Annotated in this window: 15 protein-coding genes, 5 pseudogenes and 1 other annotated feature (1 of these 21 only partly in view); of the genes and pseudogenes, 1 reads left to right on the forward strand and 19 read right to left on the reverse strand. The window is 43.3% G+C overall.

The window, feature by feature from the left end; genetic code table 11:
* Positions 1–174: 174 nt before the first annotated feature.
* The 3 genes and pseudogenes from BCAMP_RS02180 to BCAMP_RS12360 form a co-directional block, all read right to left on the reverse strand.
* Positions 175–862 (reverse strand): annotated as a pseudogene (locus BCAMP_RS02180) (ABC transporter ATP-binding protein).
* On the reverse strand, positions 862–1,980 hold the full coding sequence (locus tag BCAMP_RS02185) for an ABC transporter permease (protein WP_035313306.1): 1,119 nt from the start codon (positions 1,978–1,980) through the stop codon (positions 862–864). Before BCAMP_RS02185 ends, BCAMP_RS02180 begins: the two are co-directional and overlap by 1 nt.
* A gap of 77 nt (positions 1,981–2,057) precedes the next feature.
* Positions 2,058–2,618 carry a TetR/AcrR family transcriptional regulator gene (locus tag BCAMP_RS12360; protein ID WP_051456809.1) on the reverse strand — a complete coding sequence of 187 codons (561 nt, stop codon included), beginning with the start codon at positions 2,616–2,618 and terminating at the stop codon, positions 2,058–2,060.
* Positions 2,619–2,832: 214 nt separating this feature from the next.
* Here BCAMP_RS12360 and BCAMP_RS02195 point away from each other — a divergent pair.
* Positions 2,833–4,657: pseudogene (locus BCAMP_RS02195) on the forward strand (carbon starvation CstA family protein).
* 60 nt (positions 4,658–4,717) lie between these two features.
* Here the strand turns inward: BCAMP_RS02195 and BCAMP_RS02200 are convergent.
* The 16 genes and pseudogenes from BCAMP_RS02200 to ileS form a co-directional block, all read right to left on the reverse strand.
* A complete protein-coding gene (locus tag BCAMP_RS02200) occupies positions 4,718–5,386 on the reverse strand; it encodes an LrgB family protein (protein ID WP_035313308.1) in 669 nt (222 codons plus the stop codon).
* Entirely contained in the window at positions 5,383–5,796 is a 414-nt protein-coding gene (locus BCAMP_RS02205) for a CidA/LrgA family protein (protein ID WP_051456810.1), read from the reverse strand. Before BCAMP_RS02205 ends, BCAMP_RS02200 begins: the two co-directional genes overlap by 4 nt.
* 68 nt (positions 5,797–5,864) lie before the next feature.
* Positions 5,865–7,115 (reverse strand): threonine ammonia-lyase IlvA, encoded by a 1,251-nt coding sequence (ilvA, locus tag BCAMP_RS02210; RefSeq protein ID WP_156921096.1) that lies wholly within the window; start codon positions 7,113–7,115, stop codon positions 5,865–5,867.
* Complete coding sequence (gene leuD / locus BCAMP_RS02215; RefSeq protein WP_051456811.1) at positions 7,090–7,704, reverse strand: 3-isopropylmalate dehydratase small subunit; 615 nt, start codon at positions 7,702–7,704, stop codon at positions 7,090–7,092. Before leuD ends, ilvA begins: the two co-directional genes overlap by 26 nt.
* Entirely contained in the window at positions 7,691–9,085 is a 1,395-nt protein-coding gene (gene leuC / locus BCAMP_RS02220; RefSeq protein ID WP_035313311.1) for a 3-isopropylmalate dehydratase large subunit, read from the reverse strand. Before leuC ends, leuD begins: the two co-directional genes overlap by 14 nt.
* Positions 9,063–10,142 carry a 3-isopropylmalate dehydrogenase gene (gene leuB / locus BCAMP_RS02225; RefSeq protein ID WP_051456812.1) on the reverse strand — a complete coding sequence of 360 codons (1,080 nt, stop codon included), beginning with the start codon at positions 10,140–10,142 and terminating at the stop codon, positions 9,063–9,065. Before leuB ends, leuC begins: the two co-directional genes overlap by 23 nt.
* A pseudogene (locus tag BCAMP_RS02230) lies at positions 10,142–11,675 on the reverse strand (2-isopropylmalate synthase). Before BCAMP_RS02230 ends, leuB begins: the two are co-directional and overlap by 1 nt.
* A 324-nt stretch (positions 11,676–11,999) precedes the next feature.
* Positions 12,000–13,042 (reverse strand): annotated as a pseudogene (gene ilvC, locus BCAMP_RS02235) (ketol-acid reductoisomerase).
* 61 nt (positions 13,043–13,103) lie between these two features.
* On the reverse strand, positions 13,104–13,574 hold the full coding sequence (ilvN, locus tag BCAMP_RS02240; protein ID WP_035313315.1) for an acetolactate synthase small subunit: 471 nt from the start codon (positions 13,572–13,574) through the stop codon (positions 13,104–13,106).
* A pseudogene (gene ilvB, locus BCAMP_RS02245) lies at positions 13,571–15,267 on the reverse strand (biosynthetic-type acetolactate synthase large subunit). The gene ilvN and the pseudogene ilvB overlap by 4 nt, the downstream one beginning before the upstream one ends.
* 15 nt (positions 15,268–15,282) lie before the next feature.
* Positions 15,283–16,971: a dihydroxy-acid dehydratase gene (gene ilvD / locus BCAMP_RS02250; protein ID WP_035313317.1), complete on the reverse strand. Its 1,689-nt coding sequence runs from the start codon at positions 16,969–16,971 to the stop codon at positions 15,283–15,285.
* A 409-nt stretch (positions 16,972–17,380) separates the two neighbouring features.
* Positions 17,381–19,228 carry a bifunctional glutamate--cysteine ligase GshA/glutathione synthetase GshB gene (gshAB, locus tag BCAMP_RS12365; protein ID WP_051456813.1) on the reverse strand — a complete coding sequence of 616 codons (1,848 nt, stop codon included), beginning with the start codon at positions 19,226–19,228 and terminating at the stop codon, positions 17,381–17,383.
* Positions 19,229–19,408: 180 nt separating this feature from the next.
* Positions 19,409–19,609 carry a cold-shock protein gene (locus tag BCAMP_RS02260; protein WP_035313318.1) on the reverse strand — a complete coding sequence of 67 codons (201 nt, stop codon included), beginning with the start codon at positions 19,607–19,609 and terminating at the stop codon, positions 19,409–19,411.
* A gap of 628 nt (positions 19,610–20,237) precedes the next feature.
* Positions 20,238–20,894 (reverse strand): phosphatase PAP2 family protein, encoded by a 657-nt coding sequence (locus BCAMP_RS12370; protein ID WP_051456814.1) that lies wholly within the window; start codon positions 20,892–20,894, stop codon positions 20,238–20,240.
* 148 nt (positions 20,895–21,042) lie between these two features.
* Positions 21,043–22,023: a diaminopimelate epimerase gene (gene dapF / locus BCAMP_RS02270; RefSeq protein WP_035313321.1), complete on the reverse strand. Its 981-nt coding sequence runs from the start codon at positions 22,021–22,023 to the stop codon at positions 21,043–21,045.
* Between the two features lie 184 nt (positions 22,024–22,207).
* Positions 22,208–24,988, reverse strand: a complete 2,781-nt coding sequence (ileS, locus tag BCAMP_RS02275; RefSeq protein WP_035313322.1) for an isoleucine--tRNA ligase — start codon at positions 24,986–24,988, stop codon at positions 22,208–22,210.
* A 50-nt stretch (positions 24,989–25,038) separates the two neighbouring features.
* Positions 25,039–25,147: a binding site (T-box leader), on the reverse strand; it runs 119 nt beyond the window's last position.

A 25,147-nucleotide genomic window follows, 5' to 3' on the forward strand; every position in this document is an offset into this window, starting at 1 on the left:
AAAGTGGTCAAGCGACTTTGTCTACAAGATGATCAGGCTGAATAGAAACGCTGTTATATCCTCTCGTTCTAGTAGGCACGACGAGCGAGTGACGGTGCGCGTATTGATGGTACGTAATCCCAAGCGAGCAAGTCGTAACGATTTAGAACAGCGTTTATCTTCAGTCTCAAGCAGCTAACGTGCTGTCTGCTCTGTTAGTTCGCCATCTTCCATATGGAACACGCGGTCACAATAAGCAAGCATTCGTTCATCATGAGTGACCATAATCGCGGCCTTTTGACGTTTTTTTTGTTTCATTCACTAGTAGTTGCACCACTTCATGTGCTTTTTTCGTATCTAAGCTCGCCGTGGGCTCATCGGCTAATATAACGCTCGGATCATTCATTAAGGCACGGCCAATTGCAACCCGTTGTTTTTGTCCTCCTGATAAATCTGATGGGAAATTTTTCAGTTTATCCGCTAAACCAAGCTCGGTTAATAATTCCTGTGCTTGTTGCTTATCTGCCGCGGTGACCTTCCCTTGCAATTGCTTCACTAACAACAATTGTTCTAACACATTTAAGTATGGTACTAAGTTTGAAGATTGTAAGATAAAACCAATTTCTTGTAAGCGTAAGCGTGACAGTTCTTGTTCATTGAAGCGTGAAATGTCTGTTTCATTGATTTTAATTTGTCCCGTTGTTGGTTGTAATAACGCACCTGCAATCGACAAAAACGTACTTTTACCTGAGCCTGAAGGCCCGACGATAGCAATCAGCTCACCGCTATTAACAGTTAAAGAGACCTTGTTTAAGGCAATGATTTTTTCACCATTGTCATCAACAAATTCTTTTGTAATATTTTTTAAAAATAAGTTACTCATTATTCCACTCTCCCTAATGCAATTAATGGATCGATTTTTAAGATTTTGCGCACTGAGAAAACCGAACTTAAAACGCTGATAATAAATAGTAACACGGCATACAGCACGATCATTTTAATATCTAAGGCAAAGGGCATTCCAGCTGGAAATACGAGTGCCGTTAAATATGTTAAGGCAATACCTGCCACAATACTAATTAACGAAATAATGCTTACTTGTGAAATAATCATCCGGCTAATAAAACGGTTGTTGGCACCGATTGCTTTCATCACGCCAAATTGATTCACTTTTTGCATCGTAATGACAAAGAAAAACACACCAATAACGAAGGCCGATATGACAATCAAGAAGGCTAACATCATCAAAATGGTACCGTTTTCTTCGGCATAACCAGGCATCGCTTGTACTGCTTGAGCACGAGTCACAACTTCTGTGTCCTTAACCTTTTTTTCAACTGCTTCAGCTGAAAAAGCAGACGTCGTATCAACGACAATCGCATTGGCCGCTGCTTTCACTCCATCATCACTACCTGGTGTTGTAAAGCGATAGTCGCGCCATTCGGTAATATTATAAATTATCGTTGGCAAATGATTGAACGTTTCACCTTTGACAAAACCAACGATTTTGTAATCACGTTTAAAACCGCTCAATTGAATCGTATCACCGAGCTTGTATCCAGCTTCTTTAATCGAAGCGTCAACAATAATGTCCCTTTTATTTGCGGTTAAGGCTTTTCCTTCAACGACCTCAGGTTCGATGAACGATCCTGGGATAATTCCCATTAACGTAATATCGGTTTTTTTATCATCTTTTTGTGATTCATTAATGACTGAGGCAATTGACGTACCTAAGGGTGTCGCACGTTTAACACCTGGCTGTTTTTCAATTTCTGCCACTTTAGTCGCCGTTATTAATGATTTAGAAAATTTATGTTCCGCCTCTGCTTGATAAACGAGATGTGAAGCTGGTAAGTTTTTAATCGTGGCCGCGTTCAAGGTCGATAGGCCATTACCTAGGCCACTTAAGATAAATACCAACCACGTAATCAGTAAGATGATTAGACCAATCATGACAAACCGCATCTTATTTCTGCTTATTTCTTTCCATGCTAACTTCATTTTTTTCCTCCTAAATAAATAAGTTACGATAAAGTTACTATACCGTAACTTTATCGTAACCTATTTTTAGAAAGATGTCACGTTCTTTTACTCGTACCATATAAAACAAGTTGGGTGAGCATCGTGAGCCACTCTTCTTTTGAAGCGCTTTTCAAATCGACCGTTTCGATAATGCCCATTATAAATTGCGTAATCAGCTCCGTACTCAAGCCAGTATCAAATACCCCTATGTGCTTGCCCTTCGTAATAATGGCATCGACGGTCGCTGAAAAACGCCGGTGTTGTTGTTTTAGCTGATCGAGATTGTCACCGATAGAAGTTGCTTGCTCGTATTCAATGCGATATAACGATGACATCATTCGATGTAGTTCACTAAAAGAAATTAATACCGTTAAGAGGTTTTCAAACAGTCGCTCGAACGAAGCGCTCATGTCAGTCGGTAACTGCTCGCTTATTTGAAGCATTTCACTCACCATCAACGCAGTAATCATCTCATCTTTATTGGTGAAGTGTTTATAAAGGGCAGGTCGTGTGACACCTAATCGTTTGCCTAGTTCGGCAAAGGTTAAACCATCGTAGCCACTTTCTAACAACACCATTTTGCTCTCACGGTAGATATCAGCTGTCGTTATTTTCATCAAACCCCCCCTTTTTTCATTCTTATTTATTTTACCATAGGCGGTTGCGAGAATGTAGTGCCATAGCCGTTAACAGTATCTTGCTGTTTGCCGGTCTTTATTGCTTTCCTCCGAAAGCTCTTTACGTTAAACTATGGGTAACTCCTCGGTGGCTGGCGATACCCTACATATAGTTTAACAGCCACTATATGTAATTTAATTGAGGAGTGATGCAATGAACGCGATTACAATCATGATTGGTTCAATTTGTCTTTTAGCTTTAGCTTACCGCTTTTATAGTTTATTTTTTGCCAAGAAGGTGCTTCGTTTACGAAACGATACGCCAACACCAGCTGAACAACTCGATGATGGACAAGATTATGTGCCCACCAATAAGTGGGTTACCTTCGGTCATCACTTTGCCGCTATTGCTGCCGCCGGCCCATTGGTTGGCCCCGTCTTGGCCGCACAGTTTGGCTATTTACCCGGCTTAATCTGGCTCTTGATTGGGGCCGTCTTAGGCGGCGCCGTCCACGATGCCGTCGTGCTGTATGCCTCAATGCGTCATCAAGGGCAGTCACTGAGCGAGGTCGCTAAAAAAGAAATGGGTCCGATTGCTGGCTTTTGTGCTGGGTTAGCGATGCTCTTTATTATTACGATTACGATGGCTGGTCTTTCGATGGTCGTACTTAATGCGTTAACACATAATCCGTGGGGAACATTTACGATTGCGATGACGATTCCGATTGCAATGGCCGTCGGGCTCTACTACCGCTTCACCGGACAATTAAAACTGGCAAGCACTGTCGGTTTCAGTTGTATCTTAGTAGCAGTCGGCCTAGGCCCTTGGATTGAAACGACCGTCTTAGGCACATGGCTCAGTTTAGATTATCAAACGCTCGCCCTCATCTTACCTGTGTATGCTTTTTTTGCAGCGGCGCTCCCCGTTTGGCTCTTGCTGACACCGCGTGACTATTTAAGTAGTTTTATGAAAATCGGCGTTTTTTTTGGCCTTGATCATCGGTGTCTTTGTCATTAATCCCGCCATCCGCATGCCCGCTTTAACCGAATTCACAAGCGGAGGTGGACCGGTAATTGCTGGACCGGTTTGGCCTTTTATTAGTATTACAATCGCCTGTGGTGCGATTTCTGGCTTCCATGCCTTTGTCGGCTCGGGCACAACACCGAAAATGATTAACAAGTGGCGGGATATTCGCATGGTCGCCAGTGGTGCGATGCTTGTCGAATGTTTAGTCGCAATCATGGCCTTGCTTGCTGCCACTGCGCTTCATCCAGCTGATTATTTCGCCATCAATGCTACGCCTGAAGTCTTTCGTACGTTAGGGATGTCGGTCGTTGACTTACCACATCTCAGCCAAGAAATCGGGATGGATTTAGAAGGACGAACCGGTGGTGCGGTGACACTCGCAGTTGGGATGACCTCTATTTTCACTCGTTTGTCCTTCTTTGACACGATGGCTCCTTATTTTTATCAATTCGTCATCTTATTTGAAGCCGTCTTTATTTTAACCGCAATCGATGCAGGAACACGTGTTGCCCGTTACCTCATCCAAGATTTCTTTGGTGAGCTTTACAAACCGCTTAAACAGGTCAATTGGCTTCCCGGTACTATCTTCGCCAGTGTTCTTGCCTGTTTTGCTTGGGGCTATCTGCTCTATTCGGGCGATATTAGCTCGATTTGGGTCTTGTTTGGGGTCTCGAATCAGTTAATGGCCGTTATCGGCCTCATTATCGGTGCAACGGTCATTTTAAAAATGGCGAGCAACAAACATTATTGGCTCACCTGTTTGATACCGTTAGCCTATTTATATGTGACGGTCAACACCGCCAGTTTTTGGATGATGAAACAGGTTTACTTCAATCCCGCTAATGCCGGTTTTAGTATCGTCAATGGGATACTTTCGCTGATCATGCTCGTACTAGCCGTTATTATTTTAGTGACTGCCATTAGACAATGGCGTCACTTGTGGCAGCAACGACGGACACCGCTAGGCATAGAAGGAGAAGCGTTGGCAACCGCTAAAAACACCCTCCTCTAGACAGCTAAAAAAGACGCTAAAGTCGTGTAAACACATCACTTTAGCGTCTTTTTCGGTCTTTTATGCAATCAAAGGAATAACCACACTGGCAACAATTGCGGTTCCTGCCATTGTAATCAAGGCAATTGCACCTTCTTCTTTATTGAGTAACATTGAACGTGAAGCCCCCATAATATGAGCAACAGCAGCCATCGCTACCCCACGAGCGATGCGATGATGAATGCCCATCGCGTTCAGGATGCGGTCGCCAAACGCGGCCCCTAAGCAACCAGATAAGACGACCCCAATTGCTACGAGCGATGGCGATGCTGCAATATCATCGGCTATTATTAAGGCCACGGGTAAGGTGACATTTTTGCTCCAAAGTGCGGTTACAACCGTTGCTGATAAGGGCAATACGTGTGAAAACAGCAGTGTCATTCCTAACGACACCGTTACGCCGATAATAATACCGAGAATGACAAACGGCAGATAACGATAAATAATACTGCGAACAGCGTACATTGGCACAGCAAAGGCCACGATTGCTGGCCCCATCATAAAACTAAAAAAGGCGCGCGCCCCTGCATAGGCATCATAGCTCAAATCAAGACTGACTAAAAAAACAATCATCAGTGCTGAAGCTGTAAATATCGGCAATGTGAAGAACGAGGGAAAACGCCGATTAATGACATAGCCAATGCAAAAAAAGACAATTGTCATCACAACGAGTCCGAGATTTAAAATCATTTTCCCACCTCATTTCGCGACCGTTTTTGCCATAAAACGATGAGGTGTTGAATTGCCCAACCAGTCACAAAGAAAATCACAAAGGCTGAGATGACAATGTCGAGCACAATAAATACCCCTGCATGTAGAAAGAGTGAGCCGTATGCCATGACTCCTGTCATCGATGGAATGAAAAAGAGTGGCATAATCAACAATAAGAAGCTGGCACCGAGATTAACCCAACTGACTGGAATGATTTTCAAACTTAAGCACGTAAATAATAGCACAAGCCCAATCAGACTGCCAGGAACGATGAGGTGGAACAATTGTTGCAGTTGTACTCCCACTAAATAAAAACTAATCAAAAAGCAGATTTGAACGATGACTGTAGCAAGCCAACGTGCAAACTGCTTTATTTTTAACAGACGCATTTTTCTCACGATCCTTATCCTTTAATACCACTTATTGTACCTCTTTTAGCTCTCTTTGTATAGGATGGTTAGACGAGTAAATTGTAGAGCATCGCATTATCGTTGACCGACATATACTGCGGATCGAACACTTGTAGACGCTCAATCATCGCTGCGTAATCGTTCGTTTGACCGAGTAATACGCCAATAATAACAGGACCTTGCCCGCGATTGACTTTCTTCGTGTATTCAAATTTCGTAATGTCATCATTCGGACCCAACACTTGACTGACGAACTCTTTTAGCGCTCCTGGTCGTTGGGGAAAATTAACGATGAAATAATGTTGTAAGCCTTCAAACATGAGTGAGCGTTCTTCCATCTCTTTCATCCGATTGATATCGTTATTGCCACCACTGACGACGCACACTACTGTTTTCCCTTTAATTTCAGCACGCATCTGCTCCAATCCCGCAACGCTCATCGCACCGGCTGGTTCAGCGACAATCGCCAGTTTTGTGTACATTTCGATCAAGGTTGTACACACCTGACCTTCATGCACGGTGAGGACGTCATCGACTACGGTTTGACAGTAGTCAAAGGTGATTTTGCCCACCTCGGCGACAGCAGCCCCGTCTACAAACTTATCAATCTTCGGTAGTTTGACAACTTGACCAGCAGCGCGGGCACTTTTCATCGAGGCTGCCCCAAGCGGTTCAACTCCAATCACCTTTGTTTGAGGACTCTTTGCCTTAAAATAACTGCCTAACCCTGCAATGAGACCACCACCACCAATCGTCGCAATAACATAATCAATCGGATCTGGCGCATCACCTAAAATTTCAACGGCGACTGTCCCTTGACCAGCGATAATATTTTCGGAATCAAATGGTGGCACAAAGGTCATACCCTCTTGAGCAGTATACGCTTGGGCCGCCTCAGAACACGCATCAAACGTATCGCCAACGAGTTTAATTTCAATGTCAGAACCACCAAAAAATTTCACCTGTGCAACCTTTTGATTGGGTGTTGTCACTGGCATAAAAATAACTGCCTTCATTTTTAAACGATCACACGTATAGGCGACACCTTGCGCGTGATTGCCCGCACTGGCACAGGTGACACCTTGCGCCCGTTGTTGATCGCTTAATTGACTGATAGCATAATAAGCGCCCCGCAGTTTAAAGGAGCGCACAATTTGTAAATCTTCACGTTTTAAATACACACGACAATCGTATTTTTGTGATAAGTATGGATCATATTCGAGCGGTGTATGTCGTACGACTCCAGCTAATTGTTCAGCTGCTTCTTCAATGTTAGTTGCGTGCATAACTGTCGTCATTTGTTGTCCCCCGTTCATCAACCCGTTGTTCATACGCGCGAATGACATCTTCGTGCGTCAATGTTAGGGTGATATCATCTAAGCCCTCAACTAGTTTTTCCTTCACTTTTTGATTAATCTCAAACGGGTAGACATCCCCGTCAGCTTCAATCACTTGATTAACCAAGTTAATCGTCACCACTACATCACCCGCTAAGGCTGCCAACTGTTGGCGCTGTTCGAGTGGTAAAACAATCGGTAACAGGCGGTTTTTAGTACAATTGCTAAAGAAAATGTCGGCAAAACTACCGGCGATAATACAGTCGAAGCCATAATCAGTTAAAGCCCATGGTGCATGCTCACGACTTGAGCCACAACCAAAGTTATCCCCACTAATTAAAATTGAAGCACCTTGACGATCTTTGGCATTCAAAGGGAAGGCCGGATTCGGTTGATGACCGGGTAAATAGCGCCATTCATCGAATAAAAACCGTCCAAAGCCGGTTCGTTCAATCCGTTTTAAAAATTGTTTTGGAATAATTTGATCCGTATCAATATTATCATTCATCAAGGCGACGACTGTCCCGCGATGTTGTTTAAACGGTCTCATGTGCAATCCCCTCCTCCAAACGGACATCCACAAAATGTCCATGTATTGCTGCTACTGCCGCCATCGCTGGTGACACAAGATGTGTGCGTGCACCTTGACCTTGACGTCCTTCGAAATTACGATTGGAGGTTGAGGCACAATGTACACCATCCGGTACTTGATCGGGATTCATTCCGAGACACATCGAACAGCCGGGTTCGCGCCATTCAAAACCTGCCTCTTTAAAAACCTTATCGAGACCGACCGCTTCGGCCGCCTTGCGTACACCACGCGAGCCCGGTACGACCATCGCTCGAATGTGTTTCTGCACTTTGCGGCCACGTATCATTCGCGCAGCTTCGATTAAATCCGACAGCCGAGCATTCGTACACGAACCGATAAAGACGTAGCCAAGTTCGATTTCAGCAGCTGTTTGACCGGGTTGTAAATCCATGTAATGGTATGCTCGTTCATGATTAACGTTTTCAATCGGCGGAAAAGATGCTGTAACAGGTACGCCCATTTCAGGGTTGGTCCCCCAGGTTACGTATGGCACGAGACTAGCCGCATCGAGTTCGATTATTTTATCAAACACTGCATCAGCATCTGTGTACAGGGTCTCCCAGTCTGCGATTTTTTCAGCCATGTCAGTCGGAGCATAGTCGCGTCCGTTCACATAGGCATAAGTTGTTGCATCCGGTGCCATCATCCCCATCTTCGCACCGCCCTCAATTGCCATGTTACAGATTGTCATCCGTTCATCCATCGTCATTCGTTCGACTGTATCGCCATAAAATTCAACCGCATGTCCATTACCAAATGACACACCATTTTGAGCGATAAGCGCAAGGATGATGTCTTTAGCGTATACGCCTGGTTGCAGCTCACCTGTTATATGAACCCCCATCCGTTTCGGCTTCGTTTGCCATAAAGACTGCGTCGCAAACACATGCTCAACCTCACTGCTGCCGATTCCGAACGCTAGGGCACCAAACGCACCGTGTGTCGCCGTATGACTATCGCCACAAACAATTGTTTTACCAGGTTGTGTCAAACCGGTTTCTGGTCCAACCATGTGTACAATTCCTTGGCGGTCATTGCCCATTTCGGCTAATTCAATCCCAAACTCGGCACAGTTTTTGCTGAGGGCATCAATTTGTTTTTTTGCTACCAAATCTTGAATGTTAAAAATGTCGGAGGTCGGCACATTATGGTCCATCGTGGCAAACGTTCGATCAGGTCGTCTTACGGTCCGTTGCGTCATGCGTAGCCCTTCAAATGCTTGTGGCGATGTCACCTCATGAATGAGGTGCAAATCGATGTATAATAACTGCGGTTCACCTTCTTTTCCATACAATACGTGACGTTCCCAAAGTTTATCAAACAATGTTTGTTGTGACATTCGCCCCACTCCTTTCAATCAGTTCACTTATTTTTGCACCAAATGCGCGCGTACTCGTTTGTCCCCCTAAATCCTTTGTTAAAAAGCCTGCTGCCAATGCGGTTTCGACGGCTGTCTCAATTTGAGTCGCCTCCGCTTCGAGTTGAAATGACTGCCGTAACATCATAGCCGCTGACAGTAACATCCCGATTGGGTTAGCACAATCTTGACCTGCAATATCCGGTGCTGAACCATGAATCGGTTCGTATAGCGCCGCCCGACCAGCTTGCGCATGCGAGCTTGATGGTAATAAGCCCAGCGAACCGCCAAGCACACTCGCCTCGTCACTTAAAATATCACCAAACATGTTCTCAGTCACAATCACATCAAATTGCGCTGGCCGTTGAATCAAATGCATCGCGGCCGCATCGACATATAAGTGAGTGACGCGTACCTCTCGATAAAGCGGTGCAATCTCTTCAACAGTTTGACGCCATAATTTACTCGATGCCAACACATTTGCCTTATCGATACTCGTTAATTCACCTTTACGTGTGGCTGCGAGTTTAAAGGCGTAATGCACAATCCGTTCGATGCTCGCCTTGTCATAACGTAAGGTATCGACGCCTTCTTTTTCGTTGAAGTACTTCGGTTCACCGAAATATAAGCCGCCTAGTAATTCACGCACAACGACGAAATCGACAGCCTCTAAACGTTCTTCACGTAAAGGAGATAAATGTTTTACCGCCGAAAAAATTTTAACGGGACGAACATTGGCAAATACACCCATTTGTTTACGTAAGGCGAGTAAGCCTTGTTCTGGTCGTTCAGTGGCTTCATCCCATTTCGGGCCACCGACCGAACCAAGCAGAACTGCATCAGCCGTTGCTACGGCCGCCTGTGTCGCTGGCGGAAACGGCGAACCTGTCACATCAATCGCCGCGCCACCAAACAACTGCGCGTTAAATTGAATCTGCTGCTCTGATTGTGCGAGTACTTGTGTTAAAACGGTTTGCGTGACGGCCATGATTTCTGGTCCAATGCCATCACCTGCTAAGACGGTTACGTTATATCCCATTACACCTCAACCTCACTTGTGTTTAATGTCGCATGACGCTGTTTTGAAAAAGCTTGTATATAAGCTCGAGCAGAGGCGTTCAATACATCATGATCGATGCCAACACCATGATAAATGCTACCGTCCGCCGTTGCAATCACTGTATGTACTTCAGCCTGTGCATCCATTCCTGGTGAGATTGACTGAATACGATAATCTTTTAAGGTCACCGATTCGCCCATTAACTTATCAATCACATTGTAAACCGCTTCGATACTACCAGCACCTGTGGCTGAACCACTGAGACGCTCACCCTCGGCTGTTCTAATTGTAATATCGGCTAATTGTTGCGCAGCAGAATTATAATGCACATCCAACGACTCTAAGTGACAAAAACTCTCGTCACTGTATAGATGGCCTGACATCATTGCTCGGAGATCGTCATCGCTGACTTCTTTTTTAACATCAGCTAATTGTTTAAAACGTTCAAACAGTGGTTGTTGCTCCTCTTTTCAATTGAAAACCAATATCCGCGAGTCGTGTAAAGAGCGCATGACGTCCAGAGAGTTTTCCGAGTACAAGGGTTGATTGTGAAACACCAACAAGCTCAGGTGTAATAATTTCGTAAGTGCTTGGATTTTTCAAGAAACCATCCTGGTGAATGCCCGATTGGTGTGCAAACGCGTTGCCGCCAATCACTGCCTTATTTCGTGGTACCGCCATGCCCGATAAATGACTGACGAGATCACTGCTGCGTTTCAGTTGATTGAGCACAATGTTTGTTTCTGCTTGATAATGGTCTTTACGAATATGAAGAGCCATCGCGACTTCTTCCATTGCAGTATTGCCCGCACGCTCGCCAATCCCATTAATCGTACATTCAATCCGTGATGCCCCGTTTTCAATTGCAGCTAAGGCATTAGCGACCGACATCCCTAAGTCATCGTGACAATGTGATGAGAAAATCACCTCATCAAACCCACGAATCTCTTGGCGTAAATAGCGGAATAACGCACCGAACTCGGTTGGATTCGTATAGCCGACTGTATCGGGTACATTAATTACTTTGGCGCCGGCATCAATGGCTGTTTGGATTGCCTTAACTAAAAAGTCTGGTTCAGTTCGGGTTGCATCTTCAGGTGAAAATTGCACCATATTGACAAATTGCTTCGCATAGCGCACATGATGATCAATCGAGGCGAGTACTTCGGCTTGCGTCATTTTGAGTTTGAATTCACGATGAATCGGGCTTGTCGCTAAAAAGGTATGGATTTGGGGTGCAACCCCACCTTTAACCGCTTCATAAGCCCGACTAATGTCCGCTTCGACGCAGCGGGCGAGACCCGTAACCGCACTTTCTTTTACAATCTCAGCAATGGTTTTGACACAGTTAAAATCACCCGGGGAAGCGATTGGAAAACCAGCTTCAATGACATCGACACCAAGGGTTTCAAGCTGCTGTGCCATTTGAATTTTTTCTTGTAAGTTAAAGCTCACCCCCGCTGTTTGTTCGCCATCTCGTAATGTTGTATCAAATATTTGGATTTTTCTCATGCCTGACACCCCTCTCATTATTTTATTAGTAACGCAATTATGTTCAAATTTAAAGTGAGGCACACCTCAAATTGAGATGTGCTCACTGGTCATTCTTTTAGTTAATAGCTGCTAACACAATGTTAGTCTTTTATAACAGTAAGTTTTATCGCTTGTCACTTTATTGTATCGCTACTTTTTTCATCGAAGTGCTTGCTACTTAACGTTTACCCTTTTAGTTGCCTTTTGCCTTTTGCAAGTTGTATTCACTTTCTATTCTCCAGTTACTCCAACTAAAGGCTGTCTAAATTTCGCTGTTTCGTTCCGACAAAAAGCGTCGAACCCTCAACACCTCCAATTTAGTTGCCTTTTGCAAGTTGTATTCACTTTCTTTATTTGTTTTGATCAATAAACGGCATCATATCACGGAGTTTATTACCGACTTCGGTAATTTGATGACCTTTTTGCTCTGCACGCATACGATGGAATTCTTTAAAGCCATTGTTGTTATCATCAATGAAGCCTTTAGCAAAGTTACCGTTTTGAATATCAGTTAACACGTCTTTCATATGCGCTTTAACATCACTTGTTACGACGCGTGGGCCTGATACGTAATCGCCATATTCGGCTGTGTTCGAAATCGAGTTACGCATTTTTTCCATGCCACCTTCGTACATAAGATCAACAATTAATTTCAATTCATGTAACACTTCAAAGTAGGCCAGTTCTGGTTGATAACCCGCTTCAACTAATGTTTCAAAACCAGCTTGTACTAAATGCGTCGTGCCCCCACAAAGTACCGCTTGCTCTCCAAATAAATCAGTTTCTGTTTCTTCTTTAAAGGTTGTTTCAATTACACCTGCACGGGTACCACCCACACCTTTAGCATAAGACAGCGCGTTTTGAGTCGCCTCTCCAGTTGCGTCTTGATAAACCGCGAATAAACAAGGTACCGCACTACCTTCAACAAAGGTACGACGAACAAGATGACCTGGACCTTTTGGTGCCACTAAGAACACATCAACGTCTGCTGCCGGCTTAATGACATCGTAATGAATGTTAAAACCATGGGCAAAAACAAGTGAATTGCCGGCCTCTAAGTTATCCTTAATTTCAGCTTCATAAATCGTCCCTTGGTTTTCATCTGGTAAAAGTACCATGACAACATCTGCTTGTTTACTTGCTTCTGCTACCGAGAATACATCAAATTGATCTGCTTTGGCGTTATCAGCTGATTTACCTGCACGAATACCGATAATCACATCGTGACCATTGTCGCGTAAGTTTTGCGCATGAGCATGGCCTTGTGAACCATAGCCAATCACCGCGATTTTTTTGCCTTTAAGTGTATCCTCTTTTACCGAATCATCATAATATACTTTTACCATTTTCATTACCCCCTGTTTTATGTGTGTTATTTATAGATAAGCCTTGCGGCGAAATCATCAGTTATGCTGTTTTGACAAAACCGGCAATGCCGGTTCGTGTTAATTGTGTGATGTTGTATGGTTTTAACAGTTCAATAAAATCATCAATTTGATGATGCGATCCGGTTGCTTGAATGACTGTGTGATCGGCTGCCTCGGTTAAAATCGCGACTTGGAAAGAAACCAACAGGTCAGCTACCGCCGAATAATCAACTGCCACATCGACAATTGCCAATTCACGTGTTACCACATTTTCATCGGTAATGTCACGTGCTTCCATCACATCGACCTGCTTATTCAGCAGTTTGACCAAGTGTTCACAAGAGCTAATGTCGTCAACATGCACGACTAAGGTGAGCTGTGACTGATTGACTTCGGCCGTTTGACCGACCGCGATACTTTCAATATTAATAAAACGTTTTGAAATAGCATTGATGGCCCGGTTCAAAACACCGGGTGAATCGGATAAACGAGCAATTAAGATACGTTTCATTGACCAACAACCCCCTCCATTTGATGAATGCCTTTCCCCGGTGGTACCATCGGTGTAACGGTCTCCATCTGAGCAATATGAACATCGACGACAACTGGACCTTCGATCGCAAACACCGCTGCCAGTTGCTCAGCAAGTTGCTCGCTTTGTGTAATCCGCTCGCCCTGAATACCGTACGCTTCGGCGAGTTTCACAAAATCAGGTTGGCCGTCAAACACGGACTCGCTGTATCGCTCATCATAAAACTGTGTCTGCCATTGTTTCACCATTCCGAGTGAGGCATTATTGAGAATAATCACTTTTATATCTAACTTAAATTCTGTTAATAACGCTAATTCTTGCAACGTCATTTGAAAGCCACCGTCACCAACAATCGCAACCACCTGACGATTAGGTTGGGCAAACTTCCCACCAATTGCAGCCGGTAAGCCGAATCCCATCGTGCCCAAACCACCACTTGAGATGAGCGCATGTTCTTCTTTAAACTGATAATATTGAGCCGTCCACATTTGATGTTGCCCGACATCGGTGGCTACAATCGCTCGGCCCTCCGTTAAGCTACTAATCATTTCAATCACCTGTTGTGGTTTTATCGCGACGCTATCATTGGTCGTATAGCCATGTGGATGCTGTTGGGCATACGCTTGTAAACGACTGACCCACGCTGTATAATCAGCGGGTTGCTCAACTGCAGCCAACAAGGCTTGTAGGCTTACCTTGGCATCAGCGACAATCCCGATGTCAGCTGTAAACACTTTGTTGATTTCTGACGGATCAATATCAATATGGACAATATTAGCATCCTTCGCGAAATGCGCTTGTGCCCCGACTAAGCGGTCATCAAAACGAGCACCGATGGCGATTAGGAGGTCGCATTCATATATCGCACGATTGGCCGCATAGCCCCATGCATTCCCGCCATGCCAAACGCTAACGGCTCAGATGGGCTAATGTTCCCTAAGCCTAACAGTGTGTTCACGACCGGAATGTTCATTTTGTTAGAAAATTCGGTCAATTCAGATTTGGCAGAGGCAAAATTAATGCCTGCACCCGCTAAGATTACCGGTTGTTTGCTCGTTGCTAACAGTTGTGCCACTGCTGCGATTGCTTCCACAGGTGGTGTTGTTGCCACCTCATAGGTCGCTAACGCTTGCACCTGTTTAATCTGTGAGACGACTGCGGTCATCATATCTTTTGGAAAATCAATTACGACTGGCCCTTTCCGTCCGGTTTCAGCAATCGTAAACGCCTGTGCCACAATTGTTGGAATATCGGCAGCGTCACGGATTTGAAAACTATGTTTCGTAATCGGTGAGGTCATATTCACAACATCGGCTTCTTGAAAAGCATCAGTGCCAATGACTGAGGTTGCCACCTGACCAGTAATAACGACGAGTGGTAAGGAATCAGCTAAGGCATCCGCTAAGCCGGTGACGACGTTAGTTGCCCCTGGTCCACTTGTGACGACGACAACACCGGCCTTGCCCGTAATACGAGCATAACCTTCAGCGGCGTGGATTGCACCTTGCTCATGTCGGGCTAAAATGTGTTTCACACCACTATCATAGAGGGCATCATACAAGGGTAAGACTGCACCTCCCGGATAGCCATAGATGATGTCAACCTCTGCTTGTTTAAGACTCTCGATGAGCCATTGCGCTCCATTTTTCAGCTTTACTGCTTGCTCAGCCATTTATTTCACCCTCTCTTAAAGTAGTTCATCCGGAATCTTCATGATGCCTCCGGTACTGGCACTCGTTGTTAGTACTGAGTAACGTGCTAACCAACCGGTTTTCACCTTTGGTTTAAATGGTTTTAGCTGTGTGCGACGTGCCGCTAACTCATCTTCTGAAACGAGTAGTTCCATCGTCCGTTCCGGTAAATCAATCACAATCGTATCGCCATCTTTAATGAGGGCAATCGGGCCACCTGCTGCCGCTTCAGGCGATACATGACCAATCGCAATACCACGTGTTGCACCAGAGAAGCGACCATCCGTAATGAGGGCGACATCTTTGCCTAAGCCTCGTCCAACAATTGACGATGTCGGTGCTAACATTTCTGGCATTCCAGGCCCACCCTTCGGTCCTTCGTAGCGAATAACAACAACGTGCCCTTCACCGACACGGTGATCATCAATCGCCGCCACTGCTTCATCATGTGAGTCAAAACAAATGGCCTCGCCGACAAACTTAGTGACACTCGGATCAACACCGCCGACCTTAATCACAGAACCATCTGGCGCAATATTACCGTAAAGAATTGATAATCCACCCGTTTTACTATACGGATTCTCTTTAGAATGGATCACGTTTTCGTTTAAAATTTTCGCATCCGCCACATTCTCTCGTAATGTTTTACCCGTTACAGTAATGCGGTCGGGATGAATCGCATCGCCTTTATCAACCAACTCTTTAATGATTGCTGAAATGCCACCGGCTTCATGCACATCATGCATCGAGTATGCTGAACTTGGAGCGATTTTTGATAAATACGGAATGCGTTCGGCAATCTCATTGACCGATTTCAAATCGTAATCAATGCCTGCTTCATTCGCGATTGCTAATGTATGTAGTACTGTATTAGTTGAGCCACCCATTGCCATATCGAGGGCAAACGCGTCATCGATGGCTTCTTTGGTAACGATATCCTTTGGCTTAATGTCTTTTTTTACTAAGTCCATTAAGTGAAAGGCTGATTTTCGAATTAATTCGCGTCGTTCTTCTGAGACAGCTAGTGTAGTGCCGTTTCCTGGTAGGGCCAGTCCGAGCACTTCCATCAAACAGTTCATTGAGTTGGCCGTGAACATCCCTGCACAAGAGCCACAGGTTGGACATGCCTCTGCTTCAAGTTCTAAAAATTCTTCTTTACTCATTTTCCCTGATTTAAAGGCACCAACCCCCTCAAACACTGACGATAAGGTGAGCGCTTTACCAGTTGAAGATAGGCCTGCTTTCATCGGACCACCTGAGCAAAAGATGCCCGGTACGTTCGTCCGCATGGCCGCCAATAACATTCCTGGTGTGATTTTATCACAGTTTGGAATATAGAAAACACCATCAAACCAATGAGCGTTAATAACGGTTTCAGCCGCATCAGCGATAATCTCACGACTCGGTAATGAATAGCGCATGCCGATGTGTCCCATCGCAATCCCATCATCAACACCAATCGTATTGAACTCAAATGGAATACCGCCAGCCTCTCGAATCGCTTCTTTGGCAACATCGGCTAGTTCACGCAAGTGTACATGTCCTGGCACAATATCAATATATGAATTACAAATTGCAATAAAAGGCTTACGCATGTCATTATCGCTTCTTACTTGTCCAGTTGCTCTAAGGAGGCTACGTGCCGGGGCACGATCGTCACCTTTTTTGATTTCATCACTTCTCATCATTAACACTCCTTAGCTCTTCTGTAATTTTCCAATTAAAAACCCCATTCAAGGAATGGGGTTTGAAGCCCCAGTCAAACGCAATCGGGACTCAAGTAACAATCGCACAAGACGATGTTCCGAGTCCTAGCTAAGTAATAAAATGACTAAGCGTGATTGGTTTGACTGGCTACGTTTCATAATGAAAAACTCCTTTTGTTTTTTTATTTAATAAGATAATTTATATATTATAGGACATTTATCGATTAGTCAATTGAATATTCAGAAAATTCTAATTATGATATTGTTTCGTTTGTTTTTTTATTAAATCTATCTCATATCGATATAAAAAAAAACGAAACCGGTTAATGGTTTCGTTTCAGCTTGTGAATCATCTTCAATTCTGTCTCATTCTATTACAGTAACCTCACTATTCGTTTAATTCAGGAAATAGTTTCATGAGCAACAACTGGGCTAATGGTCGGCCTGTCCCTTGATAAGGAAACATGTGCATGTGAATGGCTGGGTTATAATTAGCCTCAATAATCCCGTAGTTAGTAGCTGCTTTCGTCGACGGCACCCTGTTATCAGTGATCATCAAATCGATACCTGACACAAACGCACCCAGTGCGGCAACAGCTTCAACTGCAATTTGTTTATAACTTTCATCCATTTCATCAGTCATATCAATCGAATCACCACCAGTACTAACATTCGAGTTTTCCCGTAAATAAATACGTTGCTCCTTGGCAGGAATATCATCTTCGCTGTAACCTTGTGTTTTCAATAACAACCGTTCAATTGATCCAATTACTATACGTTGTAACGGTTTGCGGTAATGTGTCCCCCGTAACGGATCTTCGTTTTTGAATGCCACTAACTCCGCAATCGTATGAATGCCATCGCCAATAATGTTTGCGGGCACGCGTAAAATAATGCCTTCAACCTTGCCATCAAGGACATAAAAACGATACTCAGTACCCGCGATAAATTCTTCAATGAGCACATGAGAATCCTGCTTAAAGGCAATTTCAACCGCTTCTTGAAAATGAGTCCGTGAGACACCTTCTTGAAAAATCGAAATTCCCAGACCAAAATTAGTCGACTTCGGTTTAACAACAAAACCACTTTCGCTAAAATAGTCATACATTTGCATCGCTTCGTCCACAGTGGCAAATTCTTCGCCGCTAGGCACACGAAAACCGGCCTGTTTTAAAATTTTCTTTGTTACCGTTTTATTTTCCATAATGAGCGGTGCAATATAGGTATCAAGACTTGTCATATTCGTATTTTTTATATATTCAGTATGATTGCCGACGGTCAGTTTCAAAAACTGTTCCGCTTCATCTAGCACCTCGAAGGCAATACCGAGTTCAATTGCATGCACTATCACTAGCTGTGTCGATAGCTCCATCTTATCGAAGCCAGCTAAGGCAAAGGTGTTTTCCCAGGCTTGTTGTTGAAACAGCTGTCCTTGTTGGCAATTGTAGGTTGCTGCTGTTACTGTATCACTATCTTGCCTAAATGCGGATGAACTTACTTCGCGCCAACAGTGGGTAATGATGTCTCGATCGCTCTTACTTAAGTGTAAGTCATTCGCCATCGCAGTTAACGCTTCAAATAATTGATCGACTGTTTCAATATTAGTCGCTGTATAAGCTGACAGTAGCGTTAGCAGTGTATAAAAACGTAGTGTTTCGCTTGTTATTCCAAAACGTGCAGTCGCATCTAAGGGCACACCAACTAACGTAAGCTCCGCTTGCGTAGCTGAATTCGTTTCACTAGAAACGAAGGCAAAGCGAGACTGCAACTGTGAAGCAAGCATGACTTTGTATCCTGCTAGGTTCAGCCTCATTTGGTGAGACAATCCGGTCCGCGTTTCTGCAACTGTCTGCTTCATTGCTTGCGCTAAGTCATACACAAATGTTTCTGAGAAGATGTAATGCAGTGTAATCGCACCATTAAACGTTTCATCAGGCAGTGTTGAACTTGGCCAGAGCATTTCTGTTGACGGATGTGTACGCATCGCAACCTCTTGAATGGCACCAAAATACTTTAATGCCTCTTTTTCGGATGAGACAAACGGTGTTTTCATCACCAGGCTGTTATGATTTGTATACTTAAGCATCGGATGCTCTGCTCCTAATGCCAATCGATTGACTGGGCATTCAATCCCAGCTGTTGTTGTAAAATGACTTTCTCGTTCTATCGAAAGGAGCATTTCTTGCAACCGCTGTTTTAATCCCGGATTATGTTTTAAGTGTTCTGTGACATTCATCTATTTTCCGTCTCTCTATTATCAACGAACAGCTTGGCTGTCGTCAATCTATTTTTAAGTACGATTCATTTTAAAGTCCCACGTCTATTTTGTCAAACAGGTTGATTCTTGCGACAGCAAGGCAGTCTCGTCTTTTTACAAAAAAACAAGTGACGACAGCTGTCAGTCACTTGTTTTGGATTAAAGTTTCGTTACATTTTCAGCTTGCAATCCACGTTGTCCTTCAACGATTTCGAATTCAACGTCTTGCCCCTCGTCTAATGTTTTAAAACCTTCACCTTGGATAGCACTAAAATGTACAAAGACATCACTGCCACCTTCAACCTCAATAAAACCAAAACCTTTTTCTGAGTTGAACCATTTCACCTTACCTGTTTGCATAGTATGAACCCTCCAAATGATTTCTATAATATGGGTTTCCATATCGTTGATACAGATGACATCACATATTATAAATGAAGTTCGTTTACTTTTACAAAACAAAATCCATTTATAACATGCGAAATACCTTTTTATATTTTTTATTATAAGGGCTCTTCCTCACCTTTGCAAGCCCTTACATTTATCTTTTTTGGAACAGTTTACCCACATATATCTATTGATTATAGAAAACAAAGGAAGGCTATTAACTATCTGCCATTATGTCTAATCCTACATATGATGTGTTTTCTAAAAAAAAGGAATAATCCCCCTCAATTGTTTTGTAAATAATTACAGCAGAGCCTCTATGAGATTGTTCACTGTTTTTTTCATAAGCGCCCCTAATAGAACAAAAAGCGCTCATTTTAATTGAGCGCTTGAGACTGAAGATAAACGCTCGTATCTTCAAAATTTTTGCTGGCGATGGTCAATAATCGCTTTTTTGTTCTATATTTAACTTCGCTAGTAATTCGTCTCAGCAAGCGTCTAACGGTGTAAAACGCACGGTACGCTCGTTTATTTAAGTCGCTTTATTCCATTGTATCAGGCGGCGTATAGGCGTAGTCTTTACTGAAAACAAACCGATCGTTTAAGCCTTTTCAATAAATAACTTTTGAATACGCGGACCGAATTGTCTGAATAGCGTCGTACTTACAATCATATAAGTACTGGCCAATAAAAAACCACCGATAATATCACTTGGATAATGAACACCTAAATAAATGCGCGTATAGCCAATAAAACTGATGAGACAGGCTGTGATAATCAAATATGTTTTTCGATGATAACGCTGATTGACTGTTAGCATAAAAACAATACTTAACGTAAACGTTGTAATCGCCATTGTATGCCCACTCGGAAAACTAAAGCCACCTTGTTCAATTAACATATTCACCGGACGCTCCCGTTGAAAGAGCGATTTAAACACCCAGTTAATCCCACTAGCACCGACAAGCATATTAACGCCAAGCCAACATGCCCATAAAAACTGGCGGTAACAGGCCATAATAATAACGATTATCGCTGTAATGACAATCATGCCTTTAACCCCTGCAAAGTCAGTCGCTAGCGTGATGACTTTGGTTAGTCCAACCGGTTGAACAGCTTGACACATTGTTCGTATTGTCGAATCAAATTGTTTTACCCACAGTGCATTGGCCGAAACAGCTGCAGCCACAAACAGAAAGAGGATAAAAATAATAGCTACGACACTATAGCGCAAAATCGTTTGCTTTTTCGTTAACATTTCGTCACCTCTTCATTAGATTACATTACACTACATTTTAGCACATCATTAAGTTTACAACATCTAATTACCTAAAGGCTCCGTCTTTAGTCTGAATTGATCCTTAAAAAAAACGTTATTTCACTGGTGCTGAAATAACGTTTTTATCTTAAATACTTGATTGAGCCTCTACAAATTGAGCCGCTTGTTGCGCCATCCGTTCATAGGCTATTTGTTCAGCTGTCGTCGTTTGTGACATCACTGTCACGGCCTTGGCATCGGCGGAAATCACTAACTCAGCCTCAAATACAAAAGTGGCATTCCCAATTAAATCAATCCGATAGGTATCCGCTTCACGATAAACCTGACATTGCACACGACCCCCAGGATTATACACATCGATTTTACGCTCAAAATCACCACCATGAATGAGACGCGCCATTAAACTGCTGGCTGACATCGCAGTACCACAAGCGTTCGTAAACCCTACACCACGCTCATATGTTTTTACAAAGATGGCATCTTCGCTAAAACGGCGGACGTAACTAACGTTAACACCGTCTGTAAAATAGGGATTATCACTGTTCAGCCAGCGCGCTAATTTTTCTTGGTCTGCAAAATCAGCTCCTTCAACAAAGCTAATTAAGTGAGGATTTGGTACGGCTACTGCCGAATAATGTAACTGCTCTGAAAAAGCTGGCACGCGCTCATCGTATAGCTGTTCACCATCAATCACTAACGGCAAAGTCTCTTTAGCAAAGGTGACCGGTGAAATTTCAACGCGATAGGTTGGAATCCCTTCGGCTAGCGGTTCATCCTCAGATACTTTTAAAATCGCCTTCATTGTTTCGACGGTGAAATCAGTTAGCTGATGTTTTTCTGCCAAATAACGAGCAACTGTGCGAAGTCCGTTACCACACATCGAAGCCTCAGAACCATCTGAATTAATAACACGCATACGTGCTAACGCTGTTTTACTCGGAGAGACATATAAAACCCCATCTGCACCGCCCAAGGACTGCTGACGATCACACAAGGTCAATGCTAATTGTCGACGCTTTTCTTCTGGCAGTGCTTCACTTAACAACATTTCATCGATAATATAAAAATCGTTCCCGGAACCATGCACTTTTTTGACCGTTACTTTCATTCTGCCATAACCTCTTTCTGTTGATTAACGTTTATTTTTATTGTAGCACATTTTATTTTGAAACCGATGATTGGCTTCTTAGACAGAAAAAAAACCGGTATCGACGTTACACGTCAATACCGGTTCAAATTGTAGACAAAGTCTAAAGAGACTTCATTTTTCTTCTAAACAGTTGCTTTCACTTTTAAGCTTCTAAGTCAATGTCGCCATAATGTTCAGTCACAATGTCAGCACAGTGAGCACATAAGGTTGGATGAGCAGCGTTTGAGCCAACGTCTGTTTTCACGACACGGCAACGTTCACATGTGTCACCGTCGGCAGCAGTGACAGCAACAGCAACTGTTTCTGTTGCAATCGCATCAGCTGGCGCGTTATCTTTACCCACAATTAACTCAAAGTCACTAACGATTAACAATTGTTTCACATCGTTGTTAATTGACTTGATTAAGTCAACCGTTGCTTGATCAGCATAGATTGAAACTTTCGCCATCAATGATTTCCCGATTAATTTCGCATTACGCGCTTCTTCTAATGCTTTTTGAACAGCGTCACGGATAGTCATGAACTGTGTCCATTTTTCAAGTAAGGCTGTTTGTTCTGCTGTCTCAGTCGCAAATTCAAAATCAGTTAAGTGAACACTCTTAGCTGTTTCAAACTCAAGATAAGACCAAATTTCATCAGCCGTATGTGGTAATAACGGTGCTAATAATTGTGTTAAACCTTTCGCAATCGTGTAGAATACTGTTTGCATACTACGACGAGCCTCACTCGCTGCCGCTTCAATGTAAACAACATCTTTGGCGAAGTCGAGGTAGAAGTTACTTAAGTCAGTCGTTACAAAGTTGTTAACCGCACGATAAACAGTTGAAAACTCATATTTATTGTACGCTTCATCAATTTGATGTGCTAGGCGGTTATATGTTGTTAACATGTATTGATCAGCTTCTGACAATTTGTCATACGCCACCATATCTGTTGTTGGATTAAAGTCTGATACATTTCCTAATAAGAAACGGAAAGTATTACGGATTTTACGGTAGACATCTGAAACTTGTTTTAAAATATCATCTGAAATACGCACATCCGCTTGGTAATCTGATGAGGATACCCATAAACGTAAAATATCGGCACCCATTTGGTTCATGATTTTTTGAGGATCAACTGTATTACCAATTGATTTACTCATTTTACGCCCTTTACCATCTAAGACCATCCCGTGGCTTAAGACACCTTTATAAGGTGATTTCCCTGTGATGGCAACACTCGTTGTAATTGACGAGTTGAACCAGCCACGGTATTGATCTGATCCTTCGAAATACAAGTCAGCTGGACGGCTCAAGTAATCACGTTCTTCAAGCACACCTTGGTGAGATGAACCTGAATCGAACCAAACGTCCATAATATCAGTCTCTTTTGTAAACGTTCCGTTCGGGCTTGATGGATGTGTAAAACCTGCTGGTAATAAATCTTTCGCTTCACGGGCAAACCAAACGTTTGAACCATGTTCACGCACTAATTCAACAAGATGAGCAATTGTTTCTTTCGTAATAATTGCATCGCCATTTTCACCATAAAAGATTGGTAACGGTACACCCCACGCACGTTGACGTGAAATAACCCAATCGCCACGGTCACGAACCATGTTGTGTAAACGTTGTTCTCCCCAAGCTGGTGTCCATTCAACCGTTGCAATCGCATCAAGAATATTCTCGCGGAACGCATCAATTGATGCAAACCATTGTGGTGTCGCACGGTAAATAACAGGTTTCTTCGTACGCCAGTCATGTGGGTAACTATGTGAAAAGAAGTCCAGTTTCAAGAGACGACCTTTTTCGGTTAATAAATCAGTAATCATTGGATTCGCTTTATCATAATAGATACCTTCAAATCCTGGTGCTTCATCAGTATAAATACCGCGACCATCCACTGGTGAAATAACTTCTAATTTATAAGCTAATGAGGCAAAGTAATCGTCTTCCCCGTGTCCTGGTGCTGTATGAACACAACCTGAACCAGCTTCTAGCGTTACATGGTCACCCAAAATAACAAGTGACTCGCGATCATAGAACGGATGACTTGCAGTAACGTACTCAAGCTCGCTCCCTTTGAACGTTTTGAGCACAGTCGGTGCTTCCCACTCTAGTTTTTCAGAAACGGCTTCTAATAAGCCTTCAGCCACGATAAACTTACGGTCAGCAACAGCGACTTCGATATAGTTATAGGTTGCATTAACAGCGATTGCTACGTTTGCTGGTAATGTCCATGGTGTCGTTGTCCAAATAACAAATTCTGCATCATTATCCACAATGCCTTTGCCGTCTTTTACGTTAAAAGCAATGTATAACGATGGACTTTTAACATCCGCGTACTCAATCTCGGCTTCGGCTAAGGCCGATTCACTTGATGGTGACCAGTAGACTGGTTTTTTACCACGGTAAATGTAGCCTTTTTCAGCCATCTCACCAAATACTTTAATTTCATTTGACTCAAAAATCGGATCCAATGTAATGTATGGGTTGTCCCATTCAGCCGAAACACCTAAGCGTTTAAAGCCTGTACGTTGAAGATCGATTTGTTCACGTGCATATTTTTCACACAGTTGACGGAATTCAACCGGTGACATCTCTTTGCGTTTAATGCCTTTTTTCGCTAATTGTTGTTCAATTGGTAAACCGTGTGTATCCCAGCCTGGAACATAAGGTGATGAAAAGCCACGCATTCCTTTGTAACGCACAATCATATCTTTGATGATTTTATTCATCGCATGTCCAACGTGAATCGCACCGTTTGCGTATGGCGGTCCATCATGTAAAATAAAAGTTGGTTTATCCGCATTTTTAGCTTGGATTTGCTCATATAAGTTCATTTCTTCCCAATCAGCTTGCATTTTTGGTTCTTTGTTTGGTAAGCCGCCACGCATCGGGAAGGCTGTTTTAGGCATAAGTAACGTTTTTTTGTATTCCATCTTTATTTCCTCCTTAGATTAGCGGTAAAACAAAAGAGTCCCATCCCCTTAAAAGGGACGAGACTCGCTCGCGATACCACCCTTATTAGTACGGCAAATTGCCTCACTAAAAAATGTACTCTCTCAACACTTTAACGCAGTGGCTACGGCTAAGCTTAC

This window comes from Brochothrix campestris FSL F6-1037 (assembly GCF_000525915.1).
In the GTDB taxonomy this organism is placed as follows: domain Bacteria; phylum Bacillota; class Bacilli; order Lactobacillales; family Listeriaceae; genus Brochothrix; species Brochothrix campestris.

Coding starts and splice junctions, on each gene's coding strand:
- dapF (WP_035313321.1), bottom strand. CDS start 22,023: ATGAAAGTAACGGTCAAAAAAGTGCATGGTTCCGGGAACGATTTTTAT.
- ilvA (WP_156921096.1), bottom strand. CDS start 7,115: ATGACGACAGTTATGCACGCAACTAACATTGAAGAAGCAGCTGAACAA.
- BCAMP_RS02260 (WP_035313318.1), bottom strand. CDS start 19,609: ATGCAAACAGGTAAGGTGAAATGGTTCAACTCAGAAAAAGGTTTTGGT.
- ileS (WP_035313322.1), bottom strand. CDS start 24,988: ATGGAATACAAAAAAACGTTACTTATGCCTAAAACAGCCTTCCCGATG.
- ilvD (WP_035313317.1), bottom strand. CDS start 16,971: ATGAGAAGTGATGAAATCAAAAAAGGTGACGATCGTGCCCCGGCACGT.
- leuD (WP_051456811.1), bottom strand. CDS start 7,704: ATGAGACCGTTTAAACAACATCGCGGGACAGTCGTCGCCTTGATGAAT.
- leuC (WP_035313311.1), bottom strand. CDS start 9,085: ATGTCACAACAAACATTGTTTGATAAACTTTGGGAACGTCACGTATTG.
- leuB (WP_051456812.1), bottom strand. CDS start 10,142: ATGGGATATAACGTAACCGTCTTAGCAGGTGATGGCATTGGACCAGAA.
- BCAMP_RS02200 (WP_035313308.1), bottom strand. CDS start 5,386: ATGATTTTAAATCTCGGACTCGTTGTGATGACAATTGTCTTTTTTTGC.
- BCAMP_RS12370 (WP_051456814.1), bottom strand. CDS start 20,894: ATGTTAACGAAAAAGCAAACGATTTTGCGCTATAGTGTCGTAGCTATT.
- ilvN (WP_035313315.1), bottom strand. CDS start 13,574: ATGAAACGTATCTTAATTGCTCGTTTATCCGATTCACCCGGTGTTTTG.
- BCAMP_RS12360 (WP_051456809.1), bottom strand. CDS start 2,618: ATGAAAATAACGACAGCTGATATCTACCGTGAGAGCAAAATGGTGTTG.
- BCAMP_RS02205 (WP_051456810.1), bottom strand. CDS start 5,796: ATGCGTCTGTTAAAAATAAAGCAGTTTGCACGTTGGCTTGCTACAGTC.
- gshAB (WP_051456813.1), bottom strand. CDS start 19,228: ATGAATGTCACAGAACACTTAAAACATAATCCGGGATTAAAACAGCGG.
- BCAMP_RS02185 (WP_035313306.1), bottom strand. CDS start 1,980: ATGAAGTTAGCATGGAAAGAAATAAGCAGAAATAAGATGCGGTTTGTC.